This is a genomic window from Legionella nautarum (assembly GCF_001467895.1).
Lineage (GTDB): Bacteria > Pseudomonadota > Gammaproteobacteria > Legionellales > Legionellaceae > Tatlockia > Tatlockia nautarum.
Window position 1 is genome coordinate 542,165 of record NZ_LNYO01000024.1, and the last position, 21,137, is coordinate 563,301.

Genomic DNA, 21,137 nt, shown 5'->3' on the forward strand with positions numbered 1-21,137 from the left:
ACCTAAGATACCCCGCAAATATTGTGATTTTACTACAAGTTATTTGTTAACTAGGATTTGGAGTTGAATCGTTTTCAGAGGAGGTAGAATTCGCAACAACTGGTTTGGGTAATTCGTAGCTCCGAGATGTAGGGGTAAATATTCGGTAGCGATTGAGACTTTTCGGGCTAGGGGGGGTTGTAATGGCATCATTTAATTTCTCATACTCAACATAATACTCTGGTTTAAGAAGATTAAAAAGATTTAAAAAGGAGGATACTTTTTGCATAAGCCATTCGTAGGTCAAAACCTGATGTTTAGAATGCTCAAGCATAATTTCTCTAAAAGTACAGGATTTACCGTTGTAAGACAGAGGACTATTAACAAGGGTTCTCATTTCCTTTATTCGAGCTTCGGTGGATTTAAGTGGATTAGTAGCAATATTTTTCAATCTAGTAATGATCAGTTGTTTTTTTTGCAAAGTTGTTTCGGTTTCAAAGCGAGAAATTTGCTTTTTGACATCCATTTCAGCTTGTTTGAGATAAGACTCAAATTCTGCAAGCTCAGCCATTATTTCATTGAGATGTGCATATTTTTTATAAAACTCCTTGTCGAAATTTTTGACTCTTTCTTGAACAATATTTTGAACAAGTTCATCGATATTAGGAGCATTTTTTGCGCATTCTAGAATGGTAGGTTTCCAGTGTAGTAAATGCTGTTTCAATTTATCATTGTATTCGCCTTGCATAAGATGCAAATCAGTTTTTCTTCCTAACGCCAAATCGAATTGCTTTTTAAAAACTGCATTAATGTAGTTGAAAGTAGCTCTTTCTGTCACCAGTGTTTGTTGGTCACGTAGAACAGTTAAATATTTTTCTTTTTCCGCGGCTGTTTTTTCTCTTAGCTCCCAAGTTTTGACAATGCCTTCATAATAACTACACACAAGTTCACATCGTGTTTTAATGTCAACTTTTCTTGGTTGATCTGTAGGCTTAGCCTCTAATTTTGTAGAATTGACTAACCGATCGTAATGTTCAAAAACAAACTGGCACTGGGCTAAAATATGAGTGTTCTCCATGAACTTGTTAGCTGCAGAAACTCGGTCCTTTTCAGTGGAGTCTAAATCAATTTCCGTCGAGTCTTGTAATAATAGTTCTGTCACTCTAGGTCCCAAGATTTCATCAATTTGAGGACTCACTTTTACTTCACCTGACAGCGTATCCAAGAGTGCTTTATGCTGTTTTAAAATGGGAATTGCCGCTTCAAACTCAGAGCGTAGTTTCTCTTGCATCTCTTTTAAGACATGCTTTGGGGGTAGTCCAAGTATGTCGATTAAACGTTTTAGTTTTGCATGGATTTCTGTATTTTGTTTTAGTTCTTCGGCTGTTAATTCTTTTTGTTTAGCATCTGGTTCTTTTGAAGGCGGAATAAGTTCAATGGGTGTTTTAGGGGTTAGCAATTCATCAATTTGGGGGCTTGCTTTAACTTCACCTGCAAATGAAAGGAATAGTGTCCCTTGTTGCTGAAGCAGGGGGAGCGCTTCTTCATAGGCTTGAAGTAAATCTTGTTTCGCAAATTCGATAAAATTGACCGATGGAGGAGGACCAAAGCCGGGACTAGTAAAGTTTTCATAGCGCTTAATGCAGTCTACTAATTTTTTCAGGCAAAGATAGTCAGCCATGTAGTTTGCTTTTTGTTTTTGAGCATGTACCCTTCTTGCTGCTACCGCATCAAGGCGTAGAGTGACTGGTTGGCTGTTTGTAATTAGAGCAATGTGTTTTTGTGATGCGCAGCCTAGTGGTTGTACTAGACCTTGATAAAACTCATCAAGTATCGTTTTCATAGGGCCTGATAATTGACCTGGTTTTAATCCAACTCTATCTTCCCACTTATCGGTTTCAAGTAAAATTTGAGCGAATATGCCGGTATTGATTTCTTCCAAATGACTTATCACGGTGTCATGTGAAAGCGTAGTAAAATGTTTAACCTTTTGTTTTAGTTCTTTAAACAATTGGTACATCATTGGCGTTTTAAGAAATAACTTGAAATAAGAGTCCGAGTTTTCAATAATTGACTCGATATTTAGAGCGACTTGCTTAGCGTGAGCAGCAATCCTTTCTTGCTCCTGGGATGGCACCTCCCCTTGATTTAAAAGAGTAGCAATATGGGTAGGGGCATACATCAAGGCGTTAAGACTATACCAGATGGAACCATACTGTAGTCTTGTATCATTTTCAGGAATAGGGACGGTAGTTGGGTCTTTTCTGTAAGGCTCAGTTTTGCTCACTAAGGTTTCTGAGATGTGTTTTGCTTTGCTAACCAAATCAGCAACTAACAATCTTAATAGAGGGTCTTCATATAAGCTTTTTGATAATTCAAGAATTTCACCCACATGGTTATTGGCTTGAACTAAGTGAAGAACATAAATAGCCTCCCAATTGTTATCATTTAATTTTTCTAGCTGTTGGCAAATTTTTTCCAAATGGTATAAGCAGTTTATAAGCCGCTTAATCCCTATCACTTGTTGACCCTGCGCAAGTAACTGATTGCGATTTTGTAACTCTGGAAAGGGAGCTCCGTCACCAACAAAGGGTATGCTCCAGTAGCTAGCTGGTTCAAGCTCCTTCTGGATTGTGTTATTAAATAGAGAGGTAAGCTTGAGTAATGATTCTTTAAATTCACCAACCGCTTGAGAGTAGTTGCGGTGCTTAATTAAAAAATCGCGCCTTTCTTGGGCACTGTTCTCATAGGGAGTCAGAGTGGATTCTTTCGTTTCTGCTGCTAATTTTTGCTGCGCTAATTTTTGCAGCATTTGTGCTCGATTTTGCCAAGCAGAACCGGTATTTGTAAACCAGCTTTGGAGGGTTCGCCCTCCCCTTAAAGCATTATTTTGAAAAAAATAGGCTGTGTGAATGGGGCTGACAGTTTCGAATTCTCGATCGTCTAAACTTTCTGGAACGGGAGATTGTAAGGCATCAATGATATCCTGATCGTAATTAGGAAGCTCAGGAGCGGCTACGATGAGATCAATCAAGTAAGGTCGAAATACGCAATATAAATCAAGCAACTCCTTTTTAATGTGCTCGTTTAAATCCTTGAGGCGGTTTGGATGCTGAACCCGAATGGTCTCAAAAAAACGTTTATAAGCCTTTTCGGCTCTGTTTAGCTTTTCAACTCTTTCAGCATAATGTTCGGCAAGAGTAAAACTTTGATTAGCAGTTAAGGCTTCTGGGTGGATCACTAAACGATTCGGCGGATTTTCAGTAAAGTGTAATCTTTTTTTCACATTAGATTTTACTAAAACTTGTGCTTCATCGACCACAAAATGGTTTGTCTTCCCATCGTAGGGGAATACATGAGTTTCTGCGCTTTCATAGATAGATTCAATCTGAGCTTCTTGAAGTTTTATATGAAATTGTTGAGTTGATTTATCTCTAGCAATTATTGTTTCTACGCTATCTTTTAGTGCCAATATTTGACTTAGCTTTACTTTAGTTTGTGTAAAAGGGACTTGAGACCACCAAGTACTATCTTTTGTTAACGCATTAATGATGTCATTATTGAGTTTTTTATCAAAATGATTAACGAAAGGATGTAAAAATTTATAATTTTCCAACAGTAATTTTCTAGTGGATTCAGGTAAACTACTCAAGTCTCGGTCGGGGTTTTTTTTAAGTAGACTGAAAAAGCGTCTACAAGCCTTTTCTGTTTGCCCGAGATGAATTAACCATCGTTTTTCTTGGTTAATTTTGTGTCGTATTGGCTCGAGTCGCAACTCCATAAAATGTTCATCTTCGATCGCTAAAAGCTCTTTTCCTTTCACGGAAAAGTTAACGATACTCGAAGTATAGGAAATTAGGGTTTGATAGGGAGCCCTTAACTGCCCCAATACTAGATTGGAGAGCGAACCTGGAGCAAGCAACCCGTCGTCCTCAATGCGATCCACGAAATTGAATAAGGGTATTAACCACTTGTATTTTAATTCAGCTAAATTATTGCGAATTACTTCTTGGGAAGATTCATCTAAATTTTTAGCTTGTTCTAAGGTGGTTTTTGAGAGACGAATAACACGACGTAGTATATCGACGTAATAAATGACTTTAGCAGGCAATAAAAGGTCATTATCGTTCTGCAAGACGCTTAAGGAGTCTAATAATTTCAATCCCTCTCTATGTAACTTATCGACTTGGTCTTGATCTAAGCCTGGTTTTACAGAAGTGATTTGTGGTGAAAATTGTTGAATATAATTCGTAGCTTGTTGAATATATCCAGGTAAAGCAGCACTTAATTGGGTTAAAAAATGATAATCAATTTTACCACTGCCTGCTCTCATTTGATCGACAGTAATACCGCTTAATAATCCACCATTAAAACTAATAGGATATTCTTTTAATTTAGCGGCAAACGCGGCCGCATCGTCAGCATATTGGTCAGTAAAATCGTTAAATATACGAAGTAAATGCAGCCCTTCTGTTATTTCTGCGGAGAAAATATTAGTTAAGTCAATACCAAGATGAGTTAAAAGATAACTTGCATGATAACCATGCTTGACAGTATGAAACCAGAGTTGTTGTAAATCCTGAGGCCAATTTAATTTATTGCGCAAATTAACGGTTTCTAAATCACGGAAAGCAATTTCTGCATGGTATATTCCGTTGATAATTTCTTTAATTTGGATGACTTCTTGGGGTTCGGTCGAAAAATTAGTAAAGGGCTCGCCAAAGCGGTTGATTTTTTCAAAATAAGGCCGAAGTTCAGGGCTAAATTGCAAAGTTGGAATTTTAGTCTCAAGTTCCAGGCTAGGCTGCGAATCTTGAAGTTCTGAGCTAGATTGCAAAGCTGGAATTTCAGGTTCAAGTTTCAGGCTAGAGTGCGAATCTTGAATTTTGGCAAGGATTTGTTGTCGAATATTCAGTAAGAATTTCGAAGTTTGACGCTCTTTAAACGCGTCAAGCATCTTTAAAACATTTTCCAGCATGGACGCTACATGGCCTGAGTAAAATGCGCTCATTATACACGGAGTTTTATTAAGGTAATATTAACAATAGCTAAGATTTATTTTATTAGTATCTTCATGCCTGGGGGTATAGGTATCTTTTGAGCTTCGCATTATAATCAACAGCATTTATCTGGGTTCCTAAGAAGATGAGTAATTGGAAAACAATAGCGGATATTCGCCGCGAATATGGTGATTTACAGTTGAACGAAGACAGTCTTCAAGAGTCTCCACTCGCTCAATTTAAGCGTTGGTTTGAAGAAGGTTTGATGACAGAAAAAAGTGATCCGACTGCAATGGTGCTTTCAACGGTTGACGAGAAAGGGCGCCCTGACTCACGAGTTGTTTTACTCAAAGGGTTAGATGAAGGTGCTTTTGTTTTTTATACCAACTATCAAAGCACAAAATCTTTACAAATACAGCAGGGGCCTTATGTTGCTTTAAATTTTTATTGGCCACAGTTGTCGCGTCAGGTGCGGGTGCGTGGGCGAGCTAAGCGCGTATCAAAAAAACAATCTGATACTTATTTTGCTTCTAGACCGGTGACAAGCCAGTTATCCGCGATTGCTTCTCCTCAAAGTCAAAAAATTGCTGATCGGGATGTTCTAGAGCAAGCATTAAACAAATTAATTGCGCAATACGGTCAAGACACCATTATACGACCAAGATATTGGGGAGGTTATATGGTTATTCCGGACGAAATAGAGTTTTGGCAAGGCCGTGATAATCGTTTGCATGATCGGATACTTTTTTATAAAAAAAGAGGACATTGGTTGCATTGCAGGTTAGCCCCCTAATAAAGTTTGCCGCATCTGAGGCTTGGCAACAAATTTGGAGGACTGGTAAAACAAGATTTGCCTCTGGTTGAATTGCTAACCTGCAAATTTATAGGATGCCAGCGATTTTACGCCAAAAAGACTGTTTAAGCTTAAATTTTATAAATCAACGAGTTACCTCTCAACAGAAGTTCAAAAAAAAACAATAAAGATTTCACATTGTCAAGAAAGAGTAAAAAAAAACCACTCTGAGGCATAACTGTTCCTATAGTCGTAGAATGATGTTAAATAAGGCGTTTATTGAGTGAGATTAAACATTTTATTTTCTTGGCAGGATAAATGCTTTGTGTGAACTATCTTAAATTTGTTTTAAGACGCTAACGAGAGGGTACTAATATGAATGACACAACTGAGTTGTTACCACATATTAAATTGCGTTTTAATATTGAACATCCAAGTTTTGAAGAATGCTATTCTTATGGCTATGAGTGTGCTTTAGCTGAGGTAGGAGAGGATGAAAACCCTTTCCCCGAAGGCAGCCATGAATATGAGCAATGGCAAGAAGGTTGGTGGGCTGGGTTTTATGGTGAGAAACCGTTATATGAACCTACTGAAGCTGAAACCGGTGCATCTGAAGCAGCAAATGATCAAACCTATCACTTCATTACCAGTTTAGTAAGCAGCAATTTTTTAGCGAATATGCTGAAAATAACTGGTGCACTCGCAGCGACAGCTGTAGTAGGTTATCAGGTATTTGAACTGGTGGCTTAATTATAAAAAACAGGGGTTCATTTTGATTTTACGCAATTTAAGAAGGATGGTTGATTGCACTCTGGAAACAGAAAAATCAGCCATCCGCTGCTTGTCCGTTGACAATCTACTTAAATAATTTCAATACCATTGATTTCATTCTTCCTAGCTCTGCCGGGTTAAATTCTTTATAAATCTCCGAACCAATATTCAAACAAACATGTACGTTTTCTCCAATGCCTTTTAGCAAGTCAACGCCTGATAATTTGAGTAGCAGCACTTCCTCTGTAATTTCTTTAGCCCAATTATCGAAGCACAGCATATTAGTGAATACTGGCAGATAATATAGGCCGCCCTCTTCTAAATAGAGAACCTCAGGCTGTTCTTCTGTGGAGTTTTTATCGATAGGAATAATAAAATTTGCTTTTATAAATTCCAAATAGGCTTTATTCGCTTCCTTATTGTTTCCTTCTGTATTAAGCGCATTTTTTATTGCCAATTCGAGAGCATTCATTTAGTCAAGACCTATAAAAAAGCAGAATTATAACTGATTTGCTCGTGAGTTACCTCTAAATGATGTACAAAGCTCGAGAAAAATGATACGTTGCAGATCGCTCAATGTGTTGAAATAATCATCGCTGACAGTATAATGTAATTTTGCGATTGGTAATTTATTAGCCAATTATTCTGCTTGGATTCTGCGCGGGTAGTGTGTCTCAGCTTCAGCTAGGATGGAAAAGTAACTGAGTAGTGAATTTATGAATATGATAGCAATGTCTAGTGAAAAAACAGGTCGTATTAGTCAATTAGGTTTTGCATGGATTGTTTGGGGATTAGCCGCAGCCTTTTATTTCTCTGATTATCTAGCACGCGTGGCTCCAGGAGTCATGCACCGCAGTTTGCAAATGGATTTTGGTATTAATGAAGCAGGATTTGGAATTCTTACTGCCTCCTTTTATTTCCCCTACATCCTTATGCAAATCCCGGTGGGATTAACTGTAGATCGCCTAAGTATTCGCTCAATTTTAACAGTGATGTCCTTAATCACTGCCTTGGGTTGTTGTGTTTTTGGTTTAGCTGATGGTTTGATGATGGCTTCCGTGGGTCGTATGCTTATCGGTTTTAGTGCCGCGTTTGCATTTGTGAGCTCGTTGCGCTTAGCGACTTCTTGGTTCCCTCCTGCCATGCTAGGCTTATTATCAGGTTTAACCCAAGCATTAGGGATGTTGGGTGCTGCGGCAGGCGAAGCGCCGGTGTCTTTTTTAGTTGCCAATGTAGGCTGGCGTCATAGTATGTTGATTATAGCCTTCTTATTTATCGCGCTTGCTGGTCTATTGTATCAATTTGTTCAAGATGCGCCAGGTACGAAGCGACATGAAATTCACAGTGAAAAAAGCTTAAGTATTTTATCTAGCTTGAAGATTATTCTCTCTCATCGCCAAACCTGGCTTAATGCACTTTACGCCGGTTTTCTCTTTGGTCCTACAGCCGTTATTGGTGAAGCAATAGGTCCTGCTTATTTGCAATATGGACGAGGTTTGTCGGCTCACGCTGCAGCTTTTGCCACAGGACTAATTTTCATTGGTTGGGGGATAAGTGGTCCCTTATCAGGTTGGCTATCCGACAAAATGGGGCGCCGTAAGCCTTTAATGATCTTCTCCGCCTTGTGTGGGATCATCTTGACTTCGCTCTATGTCTTTTACCCAGGAATTGATAAAACAACGGCTTATGTTCTATTTTTCCTATTTGGTTTGACAAATACAGGGGTCGCTATTGCTTATGCGGTTTCGACGGAAATTCATGAAAGTAATGTGATTGGAACGTCAATAGCGTTTACTAATATGATTTCTATTTTTGTGGGGGCACTGATGCAGCCCTTGGTCGGGCATTTAGTAGACTCCGTATCCGGTTCGCGTGCTTATAATGTGGAAACCTTACTGCTTTCAGATTTCCAAGCAGGATTAAAAATTTTGCCACTTTGCTCATTAGTGGCACTGATCCTCGCATTTACTGTTAAAGAGACTTACTGTAAGCCTATTCGTAAGGCTTAGTAAGTTGCTGTCAGTTAACATTTTTTTGCACATATATCTTTGCTAGTTAGCGAATCTCGTGTTTTAATTGTTGCGGTGCCTCTGCAGAAAAAGTTCAAAGCTATTTGGATTTTGGAGAGGCCTGACCTTAACTCGGAGATAATAATGAAAAAATTCACAGGATTAGTGATTATCCTAGTGGTTCTACTCCTCGGCTCATATTACGGGATGGGGTATCTCACTGAAAAGCAAGTGAAAGAAGACCTCAAAACAGTAAATCAATCCAACGGATTGACTGTAAATCTAGAAGGATACAACCGAGGTTGGTTTACCTCCAAAGCCATTCTCAATTGGGGCTTACATATCCCCGCGCATGTGGTTAGTTCAGCAGACGGTCAATCAGAAACTGTAGCTGCTCAAGATTTTCAAATGAAGATGCCACTCACCATTCATCATGGCCCGGTGATATTTGCTGATAAATCTGTCAAATTTGGTTTGGGATATGCTCATACGGAATTATTGCTACCTGAGAAATTTGCTCAGCAATTTAATAATGCCTTTTCAAGCGAATCAACTCAGCCTAAATTAGACTTAAGTTTATTTGTAAGCTATCTCCTAAATACGAATATCGATGCATCCGTTCCGGCGTTTAAATTAATCGCTAAACAAGGTAATGGACAATTAGATTGGTTAGGTATGACTTCCTCTACCAGCCTCTCTCCTGATATGAAGAAAGTAAGCGGTAACATTACTGTTGATGGTTTGCGAATTGCTAAAGGACCAATAAAAACGGATATGTCTTCTGTAACCAGCGAATACAATCTGCATAAGACAAGTTCTGGATTATATCTTGGTGATGCGAGTCTATCTTTCCCCTCATTAGTTATCACAAATAATGATAAGAAAATTTTTGAGCTTGCACAATTCGATGTCCATTCTGACACTAACATTGAAGAGGGTTTATTTAACTCGCATTTCAAGTCCTCCATCGAGAAAATAGCGACTAACGACAAAACTTATGGTCCTGGCCGTTTGGAAGTTGCAATTAGAAATCTCGATGCAGACGCGCTAGCCAGAATTAATCAGCAAGCCAACCAACTGCAGCAGGGGCCAGATGCGCAACGTCAACAAGCATTATTAGCGATATTACCAGAATTACCTCAGTTATTTAGTAAAGGAGCAGAATTCGAAGTAACAGAACTCAATTTTGTTATGCCACAGGGAACTATCGAAGGAAACTTAATGGTCTCTCTACCTAAATCTGCAACAACGAATCCTTTTGAGCTGATACAGAAAATTCAAGGAAATGGAAAGTTAAAAGTACCTTCTGTAGTTGTTAAAGAGCTCATCTCTGAGTCGATTAGACAAAAGATGTTGGCAGCTCCGCAGCCACCGCAAACTATTCAGCAAGGTATCGTGCAACAAATGCAGCAGCAAGCGGGCACAGCACCTGCGGGAAGTTCTAATAACGCTACGCCGCCTGCGACTATCGATCTGAATGCTGTGGCTCAACAAGCAAGTGCCGCCGCAGATAAACAAATAGCAACCATGATTCAGTCGGGAGTGCTAGCGGTACAGGGTAATGATTATGTAATTGAAGCGAACCTTAACCAAGGTCAATTAATGGTTAATGGTAAGCCTTTTAACCCTGGAATGTTAAAGTTTCAATAATCGAAGATGAGTTTTAATAGAAGTTATTGAGTCAATTGAGTAGAGTTTAGCTACTCGGTAATTCCTGATTTTTAAGTCAAATTTTCCGAAAGTAGACTTGTCAGGAATTACTCAATTGGGTAAGATGCAGCTTTTTAAAGGAGGAGTGAATAAGAATGACAACAATCAGTAATGAAGCCGGGGATACAACTGCATCGCTGGCCGCGAGTGTCACTCAATCAGTGCAGAAATATTTCGCCGAGCTGAAGGGAACTGATCCTGTTGATCTGTACCAGTTTGTTCTTGAAGAAATTGAAACACCATTATTTCGCGCTGTCATGGAACATTGCAAATACAACCAATCACGCGCAGCAATCATGCTTGGTATCAGCAGAGGTACATTAAGAACCAAACTGCGTCGTTATTTCGATGATAAATATGTAGGTACACGTGATTAATTTCGCGCGCCGATGCGGGCGTTATAAATTCTAAAGGAAGCAAAATGCTTCCTTTTTTTTAGGTTATTACACCCCCATAAGTCCTCCGACATCCCTGCGAATTTAAACACAATGAAAGTAATTAATTCAAAGAAAGTAATTAATTCAAATCGACGCTCAAACAAACCAGGGGGATACCTTAGCTCAGAATAACGTATGGGGCTCGGGATTGACGGACGGGGTCTAAAATCACGTATGGGACTCGGAGAGAATCCCACGACTAGACCCTGGTAGTATTGACAATAGCTGTTGACTATTCAGTAAACATTGAACTAACAGATTCCTCGACATTAACTCGCTTGATCGCTTGTGCTAGCATATCTGCCAAACTAACCACTCTAATTTTCTCACAACGCTTTGCTGTGTCAGTGAGAGGTATAGTGTCAGTAACAACCACTTCATCGAGGGACGAGTGCTTAATGTTTTCCACAGCGGGTCCAGACAAGACGGGATGAGTGATGTAAGCTCTTACACTGGTTGCGCCATTACGCTTCAATTGATAGGCCGCTGAGCATAAGGTTCCTGCTGTATCAACAATGTCATCAATAATGAGACAATGCCTTCCGGCAGGTTCACCAATAATATGCATTACTTCTGATTTATTTGGGCCACTGCGTCGTTTATCGATAATTGATAATTCTGCATCATTAAGCAATTTTGCCATCGCCCTTGCCCGAACTACCCCTCCTACGTCTGGGGAAACGACCATGAGATTAGCAAGGTTTTGCTGCTTAATATCTTCAAGTAATACAGGCGTTGAATAAACGTTATCAACCGGCATATAGAAAAAGCCTTGAATCTGATCGGCATGCAAGTCTACGGTAAGCACTCGACAGATACCAACTGAAGCCATCAAATCTGCTACTACTTTGGCTGTAATAGGGACACGTGCTGAGCGAACACGTCGATCTTGACGTGCATAACCAAAATAAGGGACTACAGCAGTAATTCGTCCAGCAGAAGATCGCCTCAAAGCATCTGCCATGATCATGAGTTCCATCAAATTGTCATTTGCTGGAGCGCAAGTCGATTGAACGACAAAGACATCACGACCACGGACATTTTCAAGGATTTCAACCATGGTTTCGCCATCGCTGAATGTTCCCACAGTTGCTTGACCGATAGGGATCTGCAGGTGAGAAGCTATTTTAAGTGCCAGCTCTGGGTTAGCATTGCCGGTAAAGATCATCATTGTCGACATGTGTATAAAGCCTTCGAAGGGTTTAATCAGGTATCTTAAACACATAGCAGAAGACAGCCAGAAAGATATAGTTATTATTTGAGCGATCCGGTGAACGCATCCTTCCCGGGTATCTTCTGCCGTCTGTTTACTTGAATCAACAAGAATTGTGGCTGGGGTGCTAGGATTCGAACCTAGGTATGCAGGGATCAAAACCCTGTGCCTTACCGCTTGGCGACACCCCAATAAGTTTTGTAGATTCTTTAAATCTCTTCCTTGAATACATCGCACAGCTAGTGCTGTAACGTGCTGCGTATTTTGCAGAGTATTTAAAGTCTTGTCAACGGGAACTATATTTATTTTTGCATTTATTCGCCTAGGTTTTATAAGGCTTAGCCAATCTACCCTAGCCATCAATTTACTTTAGATTTGATGGCTAATGGCTAAAATGCCGGATCAAACTCTCCAGCTTTTGATAACCATTTTGATAAAAATTCCATTCCCTTGCAATCTCACGCTTGTTGGAAGTGAGGCCCCACCAGCAGAAGTATACTGTAGGTATTGAATGGTATAACCACCTTGCCTTAGTTGGACTAAGTGGCCCGATGCATCACGTTTCTCCCCTTTCACAGACCCAGGGGCTGGAATGCCGCGTACCCAATAATAAAGGTTAGAAACGGGTAAACTAACGCCAGTTTGTTGTTTTAATAAAGATTCGGCATTCGATGAACTTGCTGTTTTTGGTCCGTCACGAAGGGTAACTGCCCCTCCGCTTCGACTAATAAGTACCGTACCACTGCCTAAAGGGCCTGATAAACGGATTTGATATTGACTGGCACCTCGCTGTACCCAGTTAACCGATGCGCTCCAGCCCTTGTTTTTACTGCGGGCCGCCATTGCTCCTGAGATGTCCCAGGAGGAGATTCTTGAAGCGCTAGAGGAAGCCGCTGTGGCTTGTTTTTTGTTTGAGGGAGAGCGGTCTTTAACGCCTTTTTTATTCTCAGCAGTTTTATCCTGTTCAACAGCTACCCCTTTCTTATCGCTGCTAAGTTCAGTAGGGGCTTTACTATTATTCAGTGGTTGGCTACTGAGCGGTAGTGAGTTAGCTTCAGCCGATGTTTCGGGTGCGGTAGGTGTTGTAGGATTCAAGGGTGCTTCAGTGATCACTGAACGCGAAGCACAGGCACTAAGGAGTAAAAAAGAAACAATATAGATGTTACGAACGGCAATCATTGCAATCCTCCGATTCATCCTTGTAAGGAGGGTTTGTCCGACCCATTGGAGTTTGTGTCTTCAATGAATCTACAGACCCTAGACAATAGTTTTTCTTATCACAATACGCTAGACTGCCAAAACTTGCAATTAAAGCTTGTCAATATGAAACATAAAGCAATTTATCCAGGAACCTTTGATCCAGTGACCAATGGTCACGTTGATATTATTACCCGTGCCTCTAAACTATTTCCAGAAGTAGTCGTAGCGGTAGCAAGCAGTAGTGCAAAGCGCCCCTATTTATCGTTGGAAACTCGTATTGCTTTAATACAAGAAGTTGTCGGCTCCTTACCTGGTGTTTCGGTAATTGGGTTCGATACTTTATTAATTGATTTTGTTCACAAGCAGAAAGCGAGTATCATTTTGCGCGGTTTACGGGCAGTTAATGACTTTGAATATGAATTTCAGTTAGCTGGTATGAATCGTAAATTGTCAAAAGAAATCGAAACCTTGTTTTTAACGCCTTCTGAGCATCTGATGTTTATTTCCTCGACGCTAGTCAGAGAAATATCTTCCCTTGGCGGAGAGGTTTCACAATTTGTTCCTCCCGCAGTCGTGCAAGCGTTAGAGCATAGGAGACAGCAAAATTTATGAACTTTAGATTTTGTCTATTTGCGCTCCTTGTTTTATTGGGGTTTAACACCACCAGTAGGGCTGACTATCCTTCCACGCCACCTGCTTACTCTGTTGCATCAGCTCATCCACTAGCAACTAATGCGGGCTTAGAAATTTTAGCTGCTGGAGGAAATGCTTTTGATGCTGCAATTGCCGTATCTGCAGCACTTGCTGTTGTAGCACCTTATCATTCTGGCCTAGGTGGCGGGGGATTTTGGTTGTTGCATATAGAAAAAGAGAAAAAAAACGTCTTTATCGATGGACGTGAAACAGCACCGCTTGCTGCCCATCAAAATATGTTTCTTGGGAAAGATGGAAACCCTGTTCCTGGATTATCTTTGAACGGCGGATTGGCTGCGGCGATTCCCGGTGAGCCAGCAACCTTTGCCTATGTTGCCCAGCATTATGGACGTCTTCCTTTAGCGAAATCCTTAGCACCGGCTATTCGCTTGGCCGAAGAAGGTTTTACCATCGATCACCAATTTAATTTTTTTTCTACCATGACCGATCGTTTAGAAATATTAAAGCGCTATCCACCGACTGCGGCTATTTTTCTCCATGAAGGTAGGGCTTATGACGCTGGTGAACGTTTTAAACAACCCGATTTGGCAAATACTTTGAGAATTTTAGCTGAAAAGGGTCATGACGGTTTTTATCGTGGTGAACTTGCTAACCGCTTAGTAAAAGGAGTAAGGAAAGCTGGGGGAATCTGGACTCTGGAGGATTTGGCGCGCTATCAGGTGAAGATTCGTGAGCCTTTACAAGGTGCTTTTCATAACATGTTAATCATTACCTCGCCGCCTCCTTCAGCCGGGGGAGTGTCTTTAATAACCATGCTAAATATTTTAGCGGATTATCCATTGCAGTCACTTTCAAAGGTACAATGGATCCACTATGTTGTTGAATCAATGCGACTTGCCTTTTGGCAGCGCTCTGAATTTTTAGCGGATCCTGATTTCGTTAAAATTCCATTGGAACATCTCCTCTCTGCCGAAAATGCGAAACAATTGCGTCAATTGATTCCTGTAGACAAAGCCCTACCAAGCACAGCACTAACAGGAGGGAATAAAGCAAATCTAGAAAGTAAAAATACCACCCAAATTGCTATTTTGGATAAAGAAGGAAATCGTGTTTCTGCAACAATGACGGTGAATTTTATTTTCGGTTCTAGCGTAGTGCCGGAGGGTACAGGTGTATTACTGAATGATGAAATGGATGATTTCTCCACTAAACCAGGGGCGAGAAATGTTTACGGTATAGTCGGGAGCGATGTGAATCTCATTCAACCTGGTAAACGGCCGCTGTCTAGCATGGCCCCGACTTTTCTTGAGATGCCTGGCCGTTTGGCTATTATGGGAACACCTGGAGGTAGTCGCATTCCAACCATGTTATTACTCGCCGCTTTAGTTTTTCATGATTACCACGGCGCAATCACAATGGTTTCCAAAATGCGTTTTCATCATCAATACCTACCTGATTGGATACAAGTTGAGCCGGAAACTTTTTCGCCTTCTCTGCAAGCAGAGTTAAAAGCGATGGGATATCAATTGATGTTATTGAAACAGTATTACGGTGATATGCAGGCAATTAGTTGGGATAAAGAAACTAATATTGTGACAGCTGCTTCTGATCCGAGAAAGCAAGGACTAGCAGCGACAATCTCTGAGCGGCAACAAGGCTATGGTTTTAAATATTAAAAGAATAGGAGTTTATCTAGGGTGACATGGAACTAGGATGGAATGGTTTTTCCTCGATCTCAGGAACTCTTCAATTTCTTTTTCTGTGCCACAATTGGGAGGGAAGAGCCCGTCCGTGGGGAAGACATTTATTCTTCACCCACTAAACTTTTCATGGATTGATAAACTTCATCAACCAATTTATCTCGAGTTTCGAAAGTATATCGAGACGCATCAATGGGTTTACCGATATGAACTTCGGCCGTTTGATTAATATTAAATTGCGTGGTTCGAGCAGGAAGTATGTCATAAGCACCACGAATACCAATAGGAATAATCGTCGCCTTTGCTGCAATCGCTGTAATAAATCCTCCTTTTTTAAAGTGGGCGAGTTTACCGTCTTTAGAGCGTGTTCCTTCAGGAGCTATCCACATAACAATGCCGCTTTCCAGAAGCTCGCGAACGGCCTCTAAATCTTTTACTGCCTTGTGTCTATTTTGTCGATCGATAAAAGGAAATTCAGCCGCTGCCATTCCTTTACCCATAATAGGAATCTTTGACAACTCTTTTTTGGCCAGCATGCGAATAGAATGAGTGGGGAATGCTCTGAAACTAATAGGAATATCGTAAAGGCTACTGTGATTACACATGACAATAGTCGCTTTTCCCGGTTCAGGTTTTACGCCATAAGGATTAAAGATTTTGCATTGCACACCGACTAAATGGAGAATTCGATTTGCCCAACGCTGAATGATGGTATCGACCCAAACGCGGTTGGTTTTGCCAAAAAGCGATTTGATTACCGATCGGCCACAAGCATCGACAGTATAAAGGGCCGAAAGAACCATAATCCATTGTGTGCGGAGTTTGCTTATTTTCATGATAATAATGAGCTAATAAATAATGCATTGATAATACTGCAAGAGTATAGCCTTGCGAAGAGAAAAGGGGCTTATTTATCTCATATGCCCATCTTACCTGGAAGTAGCATGGGCTATAGGTTGACAGTTAGGGCAAAAAGCCGAACTACGACCGCCTAGCATTATCGTTTGGATTGACGTGCCGCATTGAAAGCAGGGTAAATTTTTGCGCCCGTAAACTTGTAGTTGATTGACAAAATATCCGGGTTTACCATCCGCCGCATAGAAATCTCGCAGCGTTGTACCACCGGCATCAATTGCTTGTTGCAACACTTGCTTAATGATGGGGACAAGCTTATCAAAATCATACTGGTTTAGTTTTCCTACCGGGGTTTGCGGATGGATACCGGCGAAAAATAAGCTTTCCGTAGCATAAATATTACCTACCCCGACAACGATGTCGTTTCTCATAATAAATGCTTTAATGTTCTGATTTTTTTGCTGGGCACGGTTAAGTAAATAGGCACTATTAAAAGCTTCAGAGAGTGGTTCAGGGCCTAAATGGGCTAAAAGGGGATGATGCTCAGGATTTTTCTCAATATAAAGCCAGAGTCCAAAACGACGGGGATCGTTATAGCGGAGGGTATGGCCATTATTTAACAGAAAATCAAGATGGTCATGTTTGCCTGGTGCTAGATCTTGTGAAACTATCCGCAAATGCCCAGACATACCAAGATGATTGAGCAAATAGCCTTCGGATAACTGCAATAATAGATATTTGCCTCGACGGGTAATTGCTTTTATTTCCTTTCCGACACAAAGCTGGTTTAACCCAGACGGAATCGCTACACGCAATTGCTGCTGTCTGATGACAGTACCTATGATGGTTTGATGAAGGAGGAACGGGCTAATACCGCGTCCTGTGATTTCTACTTCGGGTAATTCAGGCATTAATCTTGATCATTATGTTCAATAATGCGCCCTTTTTTTGATTTAACAGGCGTTTTACTGCGGTTCTGGTGGGAAAAGAGAAGGTTTTTGATTGAATAAATGACCCAGAGTACACCACCAATTAAGAGCCCCCACATGAGGACATAGGAAAACATGATAAACAATCCAATGGCCAAGGCAATGGTAATTCCTATGATTAGGAAAGGGATTAAATTCCCTAGCAAGCGTTCTAATTTGCTATTCATGTGTAGAATCCTAAGGAACTGCGCTGAGTTCTATTTATAGCCTATATCTAAAATTATCGTTCACAAGTGAAATTGATGCAATGAGAATTGTGCATTTTGTGATATAATTAGGTTTCGGACAACTGATTGTAATAATCTAAAATTAGATTACAACTTACGTTTTTACCCAATTTTAGTCTATTATCATCAAAGTCAACTCATTATACAGTGGAGTAGCTTATGATTTATGGTGTTCTAAACCTATCGTTATGGGGTTATGTGATAGCGACACTCGTGTTGACACAAATTACTATCGCAGGAGTAACTATCTACTTGCATCGCTATCAAACACATCGCGCCTTAACTTTACACCCAATTGTCAGCCATTTTTTCCGCTTTTGGCTTTGGCTAACCACAGGAATGGTTACCGCCCAATGGGTCGCTATTCATCGCAAACATCACGCAACCTGCGATGTGGTAGGTGATCCGCATAGTCCTAAAGTGTTGGGTTTGAAAAAAGTATTTTGGCAGGGTGCTGAGCTTTATAAACAAGCTGCACAAGATAAAGAAATGATCGAGAAATATTCTCACGGTACCCCTACAGATTGGGTAGAACGTAATATCTACTCTCGTTTTTCTTCCAAGGGTATTTTATTAATGTTCATCACGAATTTAGTACTTTTTGGTCTGCCAGGTATAACCATTTGGGCGATTCAAATGATGTGGATTCCCATACACGCTGCCGGTGTGATTAATGGCATAGGACATCATTTCGGTTATCGCAATTTTGAATGCCCAGATGCTGCGACCAATATTATTCCCTGGGGATTTTGGATCGGTGGAGAAGAGTTACATAACAATCATCATACCTTTGCATCCTCTGCTAAGTTTTCTGTGAAATGGTGGGAATTCGATATTGGTTGGTTGTATATTCGTTGCCTCTCATTTTTGGGGCTTGCGAAAGTTAAAAAATTACCACCCAAATTAGCGCTTGATGCAGGTAAATTGCACATTGATCTTGAAACAGTGAAAGCGGTTGTGAGTAATCGTTTCCAAATTATGTCTTATTACTATAATCGAGTTGTGCGTCCCATTTTAAAGCATGAGCGTTCAAGCACGCTGAATAAAGACGATAAGCGATTATTCCAACGCGCTGGGAGCTTGTTACGCCGCCAAGATTCATTGTTATCAGCACGAGCGCAAACTCGTCTGCAAGCTTTATTAGATCGATATGAACAAATCCGTTTGGTTTATAACTATCGTCAATCTTTACAAAACATTTGGCTAAAAACCGCAAGCTCACAGAAAGAATTGGTAGACGCTTTGCAGCAATGGTGCAAGCAAGCCGAGGAATCTGGTTTAGAAGTACTTCGGCAATTTGCTTTACAAATGAGAGGTTTTGTACCAAAGCCTATTAAAGTTTAATCCTCCTGTTGTAGCAATTGTCTTCTCAAGACAGTTGCTACAACTAACGAATCCCGGTGATTTAACCGGCAATTTTTACGTATTAAATCGTCCGACCTCCTCGGCCCGAACTTTAAAGCAATTCATCGCGGATAATCAGAAAATAACCGACTAAAATTAAGATTGACATTCGCTTGGTTTTGTTTTGAAGTAATAGTAAACCAGTTACATTATGAGGAGAGTTATTTATGGAACGAATGACAGCCGTTGTTACTGGAGGTACGGGCGGAATTGGTACTGCTATTTGTAGACGTCTTGCAGCAGAATATCGAGTAGTAGCCTGTTATTTTAAAGATGGGAGACATGAGGAAGCGAAGCGTTGGCAAGAAGCACAAAAAGAAGCAGGATATGACATTGATATTCTTTATGCTGATATTTCAAAATTTGAAGACTGTGAAAAATTAGCTGCCCTAGTGATGGAGCGTTATGGGCATGTGGAAGTATTAGTGAATAATGCTGGAATCACCGCCGATGTAAGTTTGAAAAAAATGACTCCTCTGCAGTGGCAAGAAGTTATCGATGCGAATTTAAATTCAGTATTTAATGTCACACGCAACATCTTACCGTCTATGTTAGAAAAGGAATACGGACGGATTATCAATATTTCATCAATTAACGGTCGTAAAGGACAATTTGGACAATGCAATTATGCGGCATCGAAAGCAGCACTTTATGGTTTCAGTAAAAGCCTAGCTCAGGAAGTGGCAAGCAAAGGGGTTACGGTTAATACGATTTCTCCTGGTTATATTGAAACGCCTATGTTAGCTAGCATGAAAGAAGAGGTGCTCAAATGCATTATCGCAAATATTCCAGTTGGACGCTTAGGGCGGCCAGAGGAAATTGCTGAAGCTGTCGCTTTTCTTGCTGCTCGGGAAGCAGGTTTTATGACAGGGGCTAATTTAGACATCAACGGTGGACAGTACATGTAACCTAAGAGAATAAACATGGAAAAAAATAAGGTTGCACTCATTACTGGCGGTACCGGTGATATCGGCACAGCTATTGTGAAACAATTGGATTCCCATTACGGCAAAGTCATTGCACTTGATGTCATTACTAGTGATAAAGCGTCTCTGTGGCAGGCTGAACTCAATGAGCATGGTTACCATCAAGCTTTGTATCGACGAATGGATGTTACCGATTTTGATCAGTGCAAAGTGGTAATTGATAGTATTATCCAAGAGTTTGGCCGTGTTGATGCATTAATTAATAATGCCGGTATCACTCAAGATGCTGTATTTCACAAAATGTCTAAACAGCAATGGGATGATGTTTTGCGTGTGAATCTAGATGGCATGTTCAATGTTACTCGACAGGTGGTCGAATACATGCGTAATCAGGAAAACGGCCGCATTATTAATATCTCCTCGGTTAATGCGCAAAAAGGTCAATACTCACAAGCGAATTACGCTGCCTCCAAATCAGGTATTTATGGATTCACGAAAAGCCTTGCGCAAGAGTTAATGGCAAAAAATATTACAGTAAATAGCATTTCCCCAGGCTATGTGAATACCAGATTGATGCAGGGAATTCGACCGGATATTTTACAATCGATCATTGACTTAATTCCTGCTAAACGGCTAGCAGAGCCCGAAGAGATTGCCTGGGTTGTAGAGTTTTTGGTGAATGATAAAAGTCGTTACATCACTGGAGCTAATTTAAGTGTTAATGGTGGATTGCATATGTATTAAATTGAATAATGTGAAATCCATGGCAGCAATAGGCTAAGAGATTGCTGCCCTCATTCAGTTACTTGAGACTATAATGGCGAGACTAATAAAGAAATATAAAAACCGCAGACTTTATGATACTGAGAAAAGCCAGTATATAACGGTTGAAGAATTACAAGCTTATGTCATTGATGGCATTCCCTTTCGCGTCGAAGATTCAGCCACTGGCAAGGACATAACGACCGCCACACTACTACAAATTTTTGTGGAAATGGAGAGCGGGCCAACGCAATTTTTAACTCAAGAAATGTTACGCCAGTTAATCATTTGGGCGCATCATCCAATGAGTCAGTCTTTTAAAAGTATGCTGGAACAAATGTTTTCTGGGATGGAAAAAACTTTAGGAAAAAATGCTTATCTTAATGATTATCAAAAAGCTGCCGACAGTTGGAACCAACAAATGCAGCAACTCATGAAGCAATGGCAAGGCTTTTTAAAATCTTAAAAGAAGATCTTTGCTGCAACGCAAAAAAAACTATAAAAATTC

Annotated in this window: 18 protein-coding genes and 1 tRNA gene; 11 read left to right on the forward strand and 8 right to left on the reverse strand. The window is 40.4% G+C overall.

All coding sequences use genetic code 11. The annotated features are described in order from the left end of the window. Nucleotides 1-46: 46 nt before the first annotated feature. Nucleotides 47-4,990, reverse strand: a complete 4,944-nt coding sequence (locus Lnau_RS14115) for a hypothetical protein (RefSeq protein ID WP_157070664.1) — start codon at nt 4,988-4,990, stop codon at nt 47-49. A gap of 134 nt (nt 4,991-5,124) precedes the next feature. Here Lnau_RS14115 and pdxH point away from each other — a divergent pair, with 134 nt between their 5' ends. Both pdxH and Lnau_RS14125 read left to right on the forward strand, forming a co-directional pair. After that, the gene (gene pdxH / locus Lnau_RS14120; RefSeq protein WP_058505772.1) at nt 5,125-5,772 is read left to right on the forward strand and encodes a pyridoxamine 5'-phosphate oxidase; all 648 of its coding nucleotides are present in this window, start codon (nt 5,125-5,127) and stop codon (nt 5,770-5,772) included. Between the two features lie 375 nt (nt 5,773-6,147). Continuing rightward, a complete protein-coding gene (locus tag Lnau_RS14125) occupies nt 6,148-6,522 on the forward strand; it encodes a hypothetical protein (protein ID WP_058505773.1) in 375 nt (124 codons plus the stop codon). A gap of 106 nt (nt 6,523-6,628) precedes the next feature. Here the strand turns inward: Lnau_RS14125 and Lnau_RS14130 are convergent, their stop codons facing one another. Then, complete coding sequence (locus Lnau_RS14130; protein WP_058505774.1) at nt 6,629-7,015, reverse strand: SseB family protein; 387 nt, start codon at nt 7,013-7,015, stop codon at nt 6,629-6,631. A gap of 244 nt (nt 7,016-7,259) precedes the next feature. On the opposite strand from Lnau_RS14130, the gene Lnau_RS14135 reads away from it, so the two are divergent. From Lnau_RS14135 to Lnau_RS14145, 3 genes are all read left to right on the forward strand, one after another. After that, entirely contained in the window at nt 7,260-8,552 is a 1,293-nt protein-coding gene (locus Lnau_RS14135) for an MFS transporter (RefSeq protein ID WP_058505775.1), read from the forward strand. Nucleotides 8,553-8,696: 144 nt separating this feature from the next. Next, nucleotides 8,697-10,202, forward strand: a complete 1,506-nt coding sequence (locus Lnau_RS14140; protein ID WP_058505776.1) for a YdgA family protein — start codon at nt 8,697-8,699, stop codon at nt 10,200-10,202. A gap of 155 nt (nt 10,203-10,357) precedes the next feature. Beyond that, a complete protein-coding gene (locus Lnau_RS14145; protein ID WP_043872510.1) occupies nt 10,358-10,639 on the forward strand; it encodes a helix-turn-helix domain-containing protein in 282 nt (93 codons plus the stop codon). Nucleotides 10,640-10,931: 292 nt separating this feature from the next. Here the strand turns inward: Lnau_RS14145 and Lnau_RS14150 are convergent, their stop codons facing one another. The 3 genes from Lnau_RS14150 to lolB all read right to left on the reverse strand — a co-directional run bounded on the left by Lnau_RS14150 (nt 10,932) and on the right by lolB (nt 13,091). Continuing rightward, a complete protein-coding gene (locus Lnau_RS14150) occupies nt 10,932-11,879 on the reverse strand; it encodes a ribose-phosphate pyrophosphokinase (RefSeq protein WP_058505777.1) in 948 nt (315 codons plus the stop codon). Between the two features lie 149 nt (nt 11,880-12,028). Then, a tRNA-Gln gene (locus tag Lnau_RS14155) sits at nt 12,029-12,103 on the reverse strand. A 211-nt stretch (nt 12,104-12,314) separates the two neighbouring features. Continuing rightward, the gene (gene lolB, locus Lnau_RS16240) at nt 12,315-13,091 is read right to left on the reverse strand and encodes a lipoprotein insertase outer membrane protein LolB (protein WP_083503848.1); all 777 of its coding nucleotides are present in this window, start codon (nt 13,089-13,091) and stop codon (nt 12,315-12,317) included. Nucleotides 13,092-13,235: 144 nt separating this feature from the next. Between lolB and coaD the strand changes: the two genes are divergently transcribed. Further along, the gene (gene coaD, locus Lnau_RS14165; protein WP_238585997.1) at nt 13,236-13,724 is read left to right on the forward strand and encodes a pantetheine-phosphate adenylyltransferase; all 489 of its coding nucleotides are present in this window, start codon (nt 13,236-13,238) and stop codon (nt 13,722-13,724) included. After that, nucleotides 13,721-15,442: a gamma-glutamyltransferase gene (ggt, locus tag Lnau_RS14170; protein WP_058505778.1), complete on the forward strand. Its 1,722-nt coding sequence runs from the start codon at nt 13,721-13,723 to the stop codon at nt 15,440-15,442. Before coaD ends, ggt begins: the two co-directional genes overlap by 4 nt. A gap of 128 nt (nt 15,443-15,570) precedes the next feature. Here the strand turns inward: ggt and Lnau_RS14175 are convergent, their stop codons facing one another. The 3 genes from Lnau_RS14175 to Lnau_RS14185 all read right to left on the reverse strand — a co-directional run bounded on the left by Lnau_RS14175 (nt 15,571) and on the right by Lnau_RS14185 (nt 17,477). Then, nucleotides 15,571-16,302 (reverse strand): lysophospholipid acyltransferase family protein, encoded by a 732-nt coding sequence (locus tag Lnau_RS14175; protein ID WP_058505779.1) that lies wholly within the window; start codon nt 16,300-16,302, stop codon nt 15,571-15,573. A 93-nt stretch (nt 16,303-16,395) separates the two neighbouring features. Beyond that, entirely contained in the window at nt 16,396-17,232 is an 837-nt protein-coding gene (gene mutM / locus Lnau_RS14180; protein ID WP_058505780.1) for a bifunctional DNA-formamidopyrimidine glycosylase/DNA-(apurinic or apyrimidinic site) lyase, read from the reverse strand. Further along, the gene (locus tag Lnau_RS14185) at nt 17,232-17,477 is read right to left on the reverse strand and encodes a hypothetical protein (RefSeq protein WP_058505781.1); all 246 of its coding nucleotides are present in this window, start codon (nt 17,475-17,477) and stop codon (nt 17,232-17,234) included. Before Lnau_RS14185 ends, mutM begins: the two co-directional genes overlap by 1 nt. Nucleotides 17,478-17,696: 219 nt before the next feature. Here Lnau_RS14185 and Lnau_RS14190 point away from each other — a divergent pair, with 219 nt between their 5' ends. From Lnau_RS14190 to Lnau_RS14205, 4 genes are all read left to right on the forward strand, one after another. After that, nucleotides 17,697-18,881 carry a DesA family fatty acid desaturase gene (locus tag Lnau_RS14190; RefSeq protein ID WP_058505782.1) on the forward strand — a complete coding sequence of 395 codons (1,185 nt, stop codon included), beginning with the start codon at nt 17,697-17,699 and terminating at the stop codon, nt 18,879-18,881. 227 nt (nt 18,882-19,108) lie between these two features. Continuing rightward, nucleotides 19,109-19,849: an acetoacetyl-CoA reductase gene (gene phbB, locus Lnau_RS14195; RefSeq protein ID WP_058505783.1), complete on the forward strand. Its 741-nt coding sequence runs from the start codon at nt 19,109-19,111 to the stop codon at nt 19,847-19,849. A gap of 15 nt (nt 19,850-19,864) precedes the next feature. After that, nucleotides 19,865-20,611, forward strand: coding sequence for an acetoacetyl-CoA reductase (phbB, locus tag Lnau_RS14200; protein ID WP_058505784.1), 747 nt, complete (start codon nt 19,865-19,867; stop codon nt 20,609-20,611). A 73-nt stretch (nt 20,612-20,684) separates the two neighbouring features. Beyond that, nucleotides 20,685-21,095, forward strand: coding sequence for a polyhydroxyalkanoate synthesis regulator DNA-binding domain-containing protein (locus Lnau_RS14205; RefSeq protein WP_058505785.1), 411 nt, complete (start codon nt 20,685-20,687; stop codon nt 21,093-21,095). Nucleotides 21,096-21,137 lie beyond the last annotated feature (42 nt).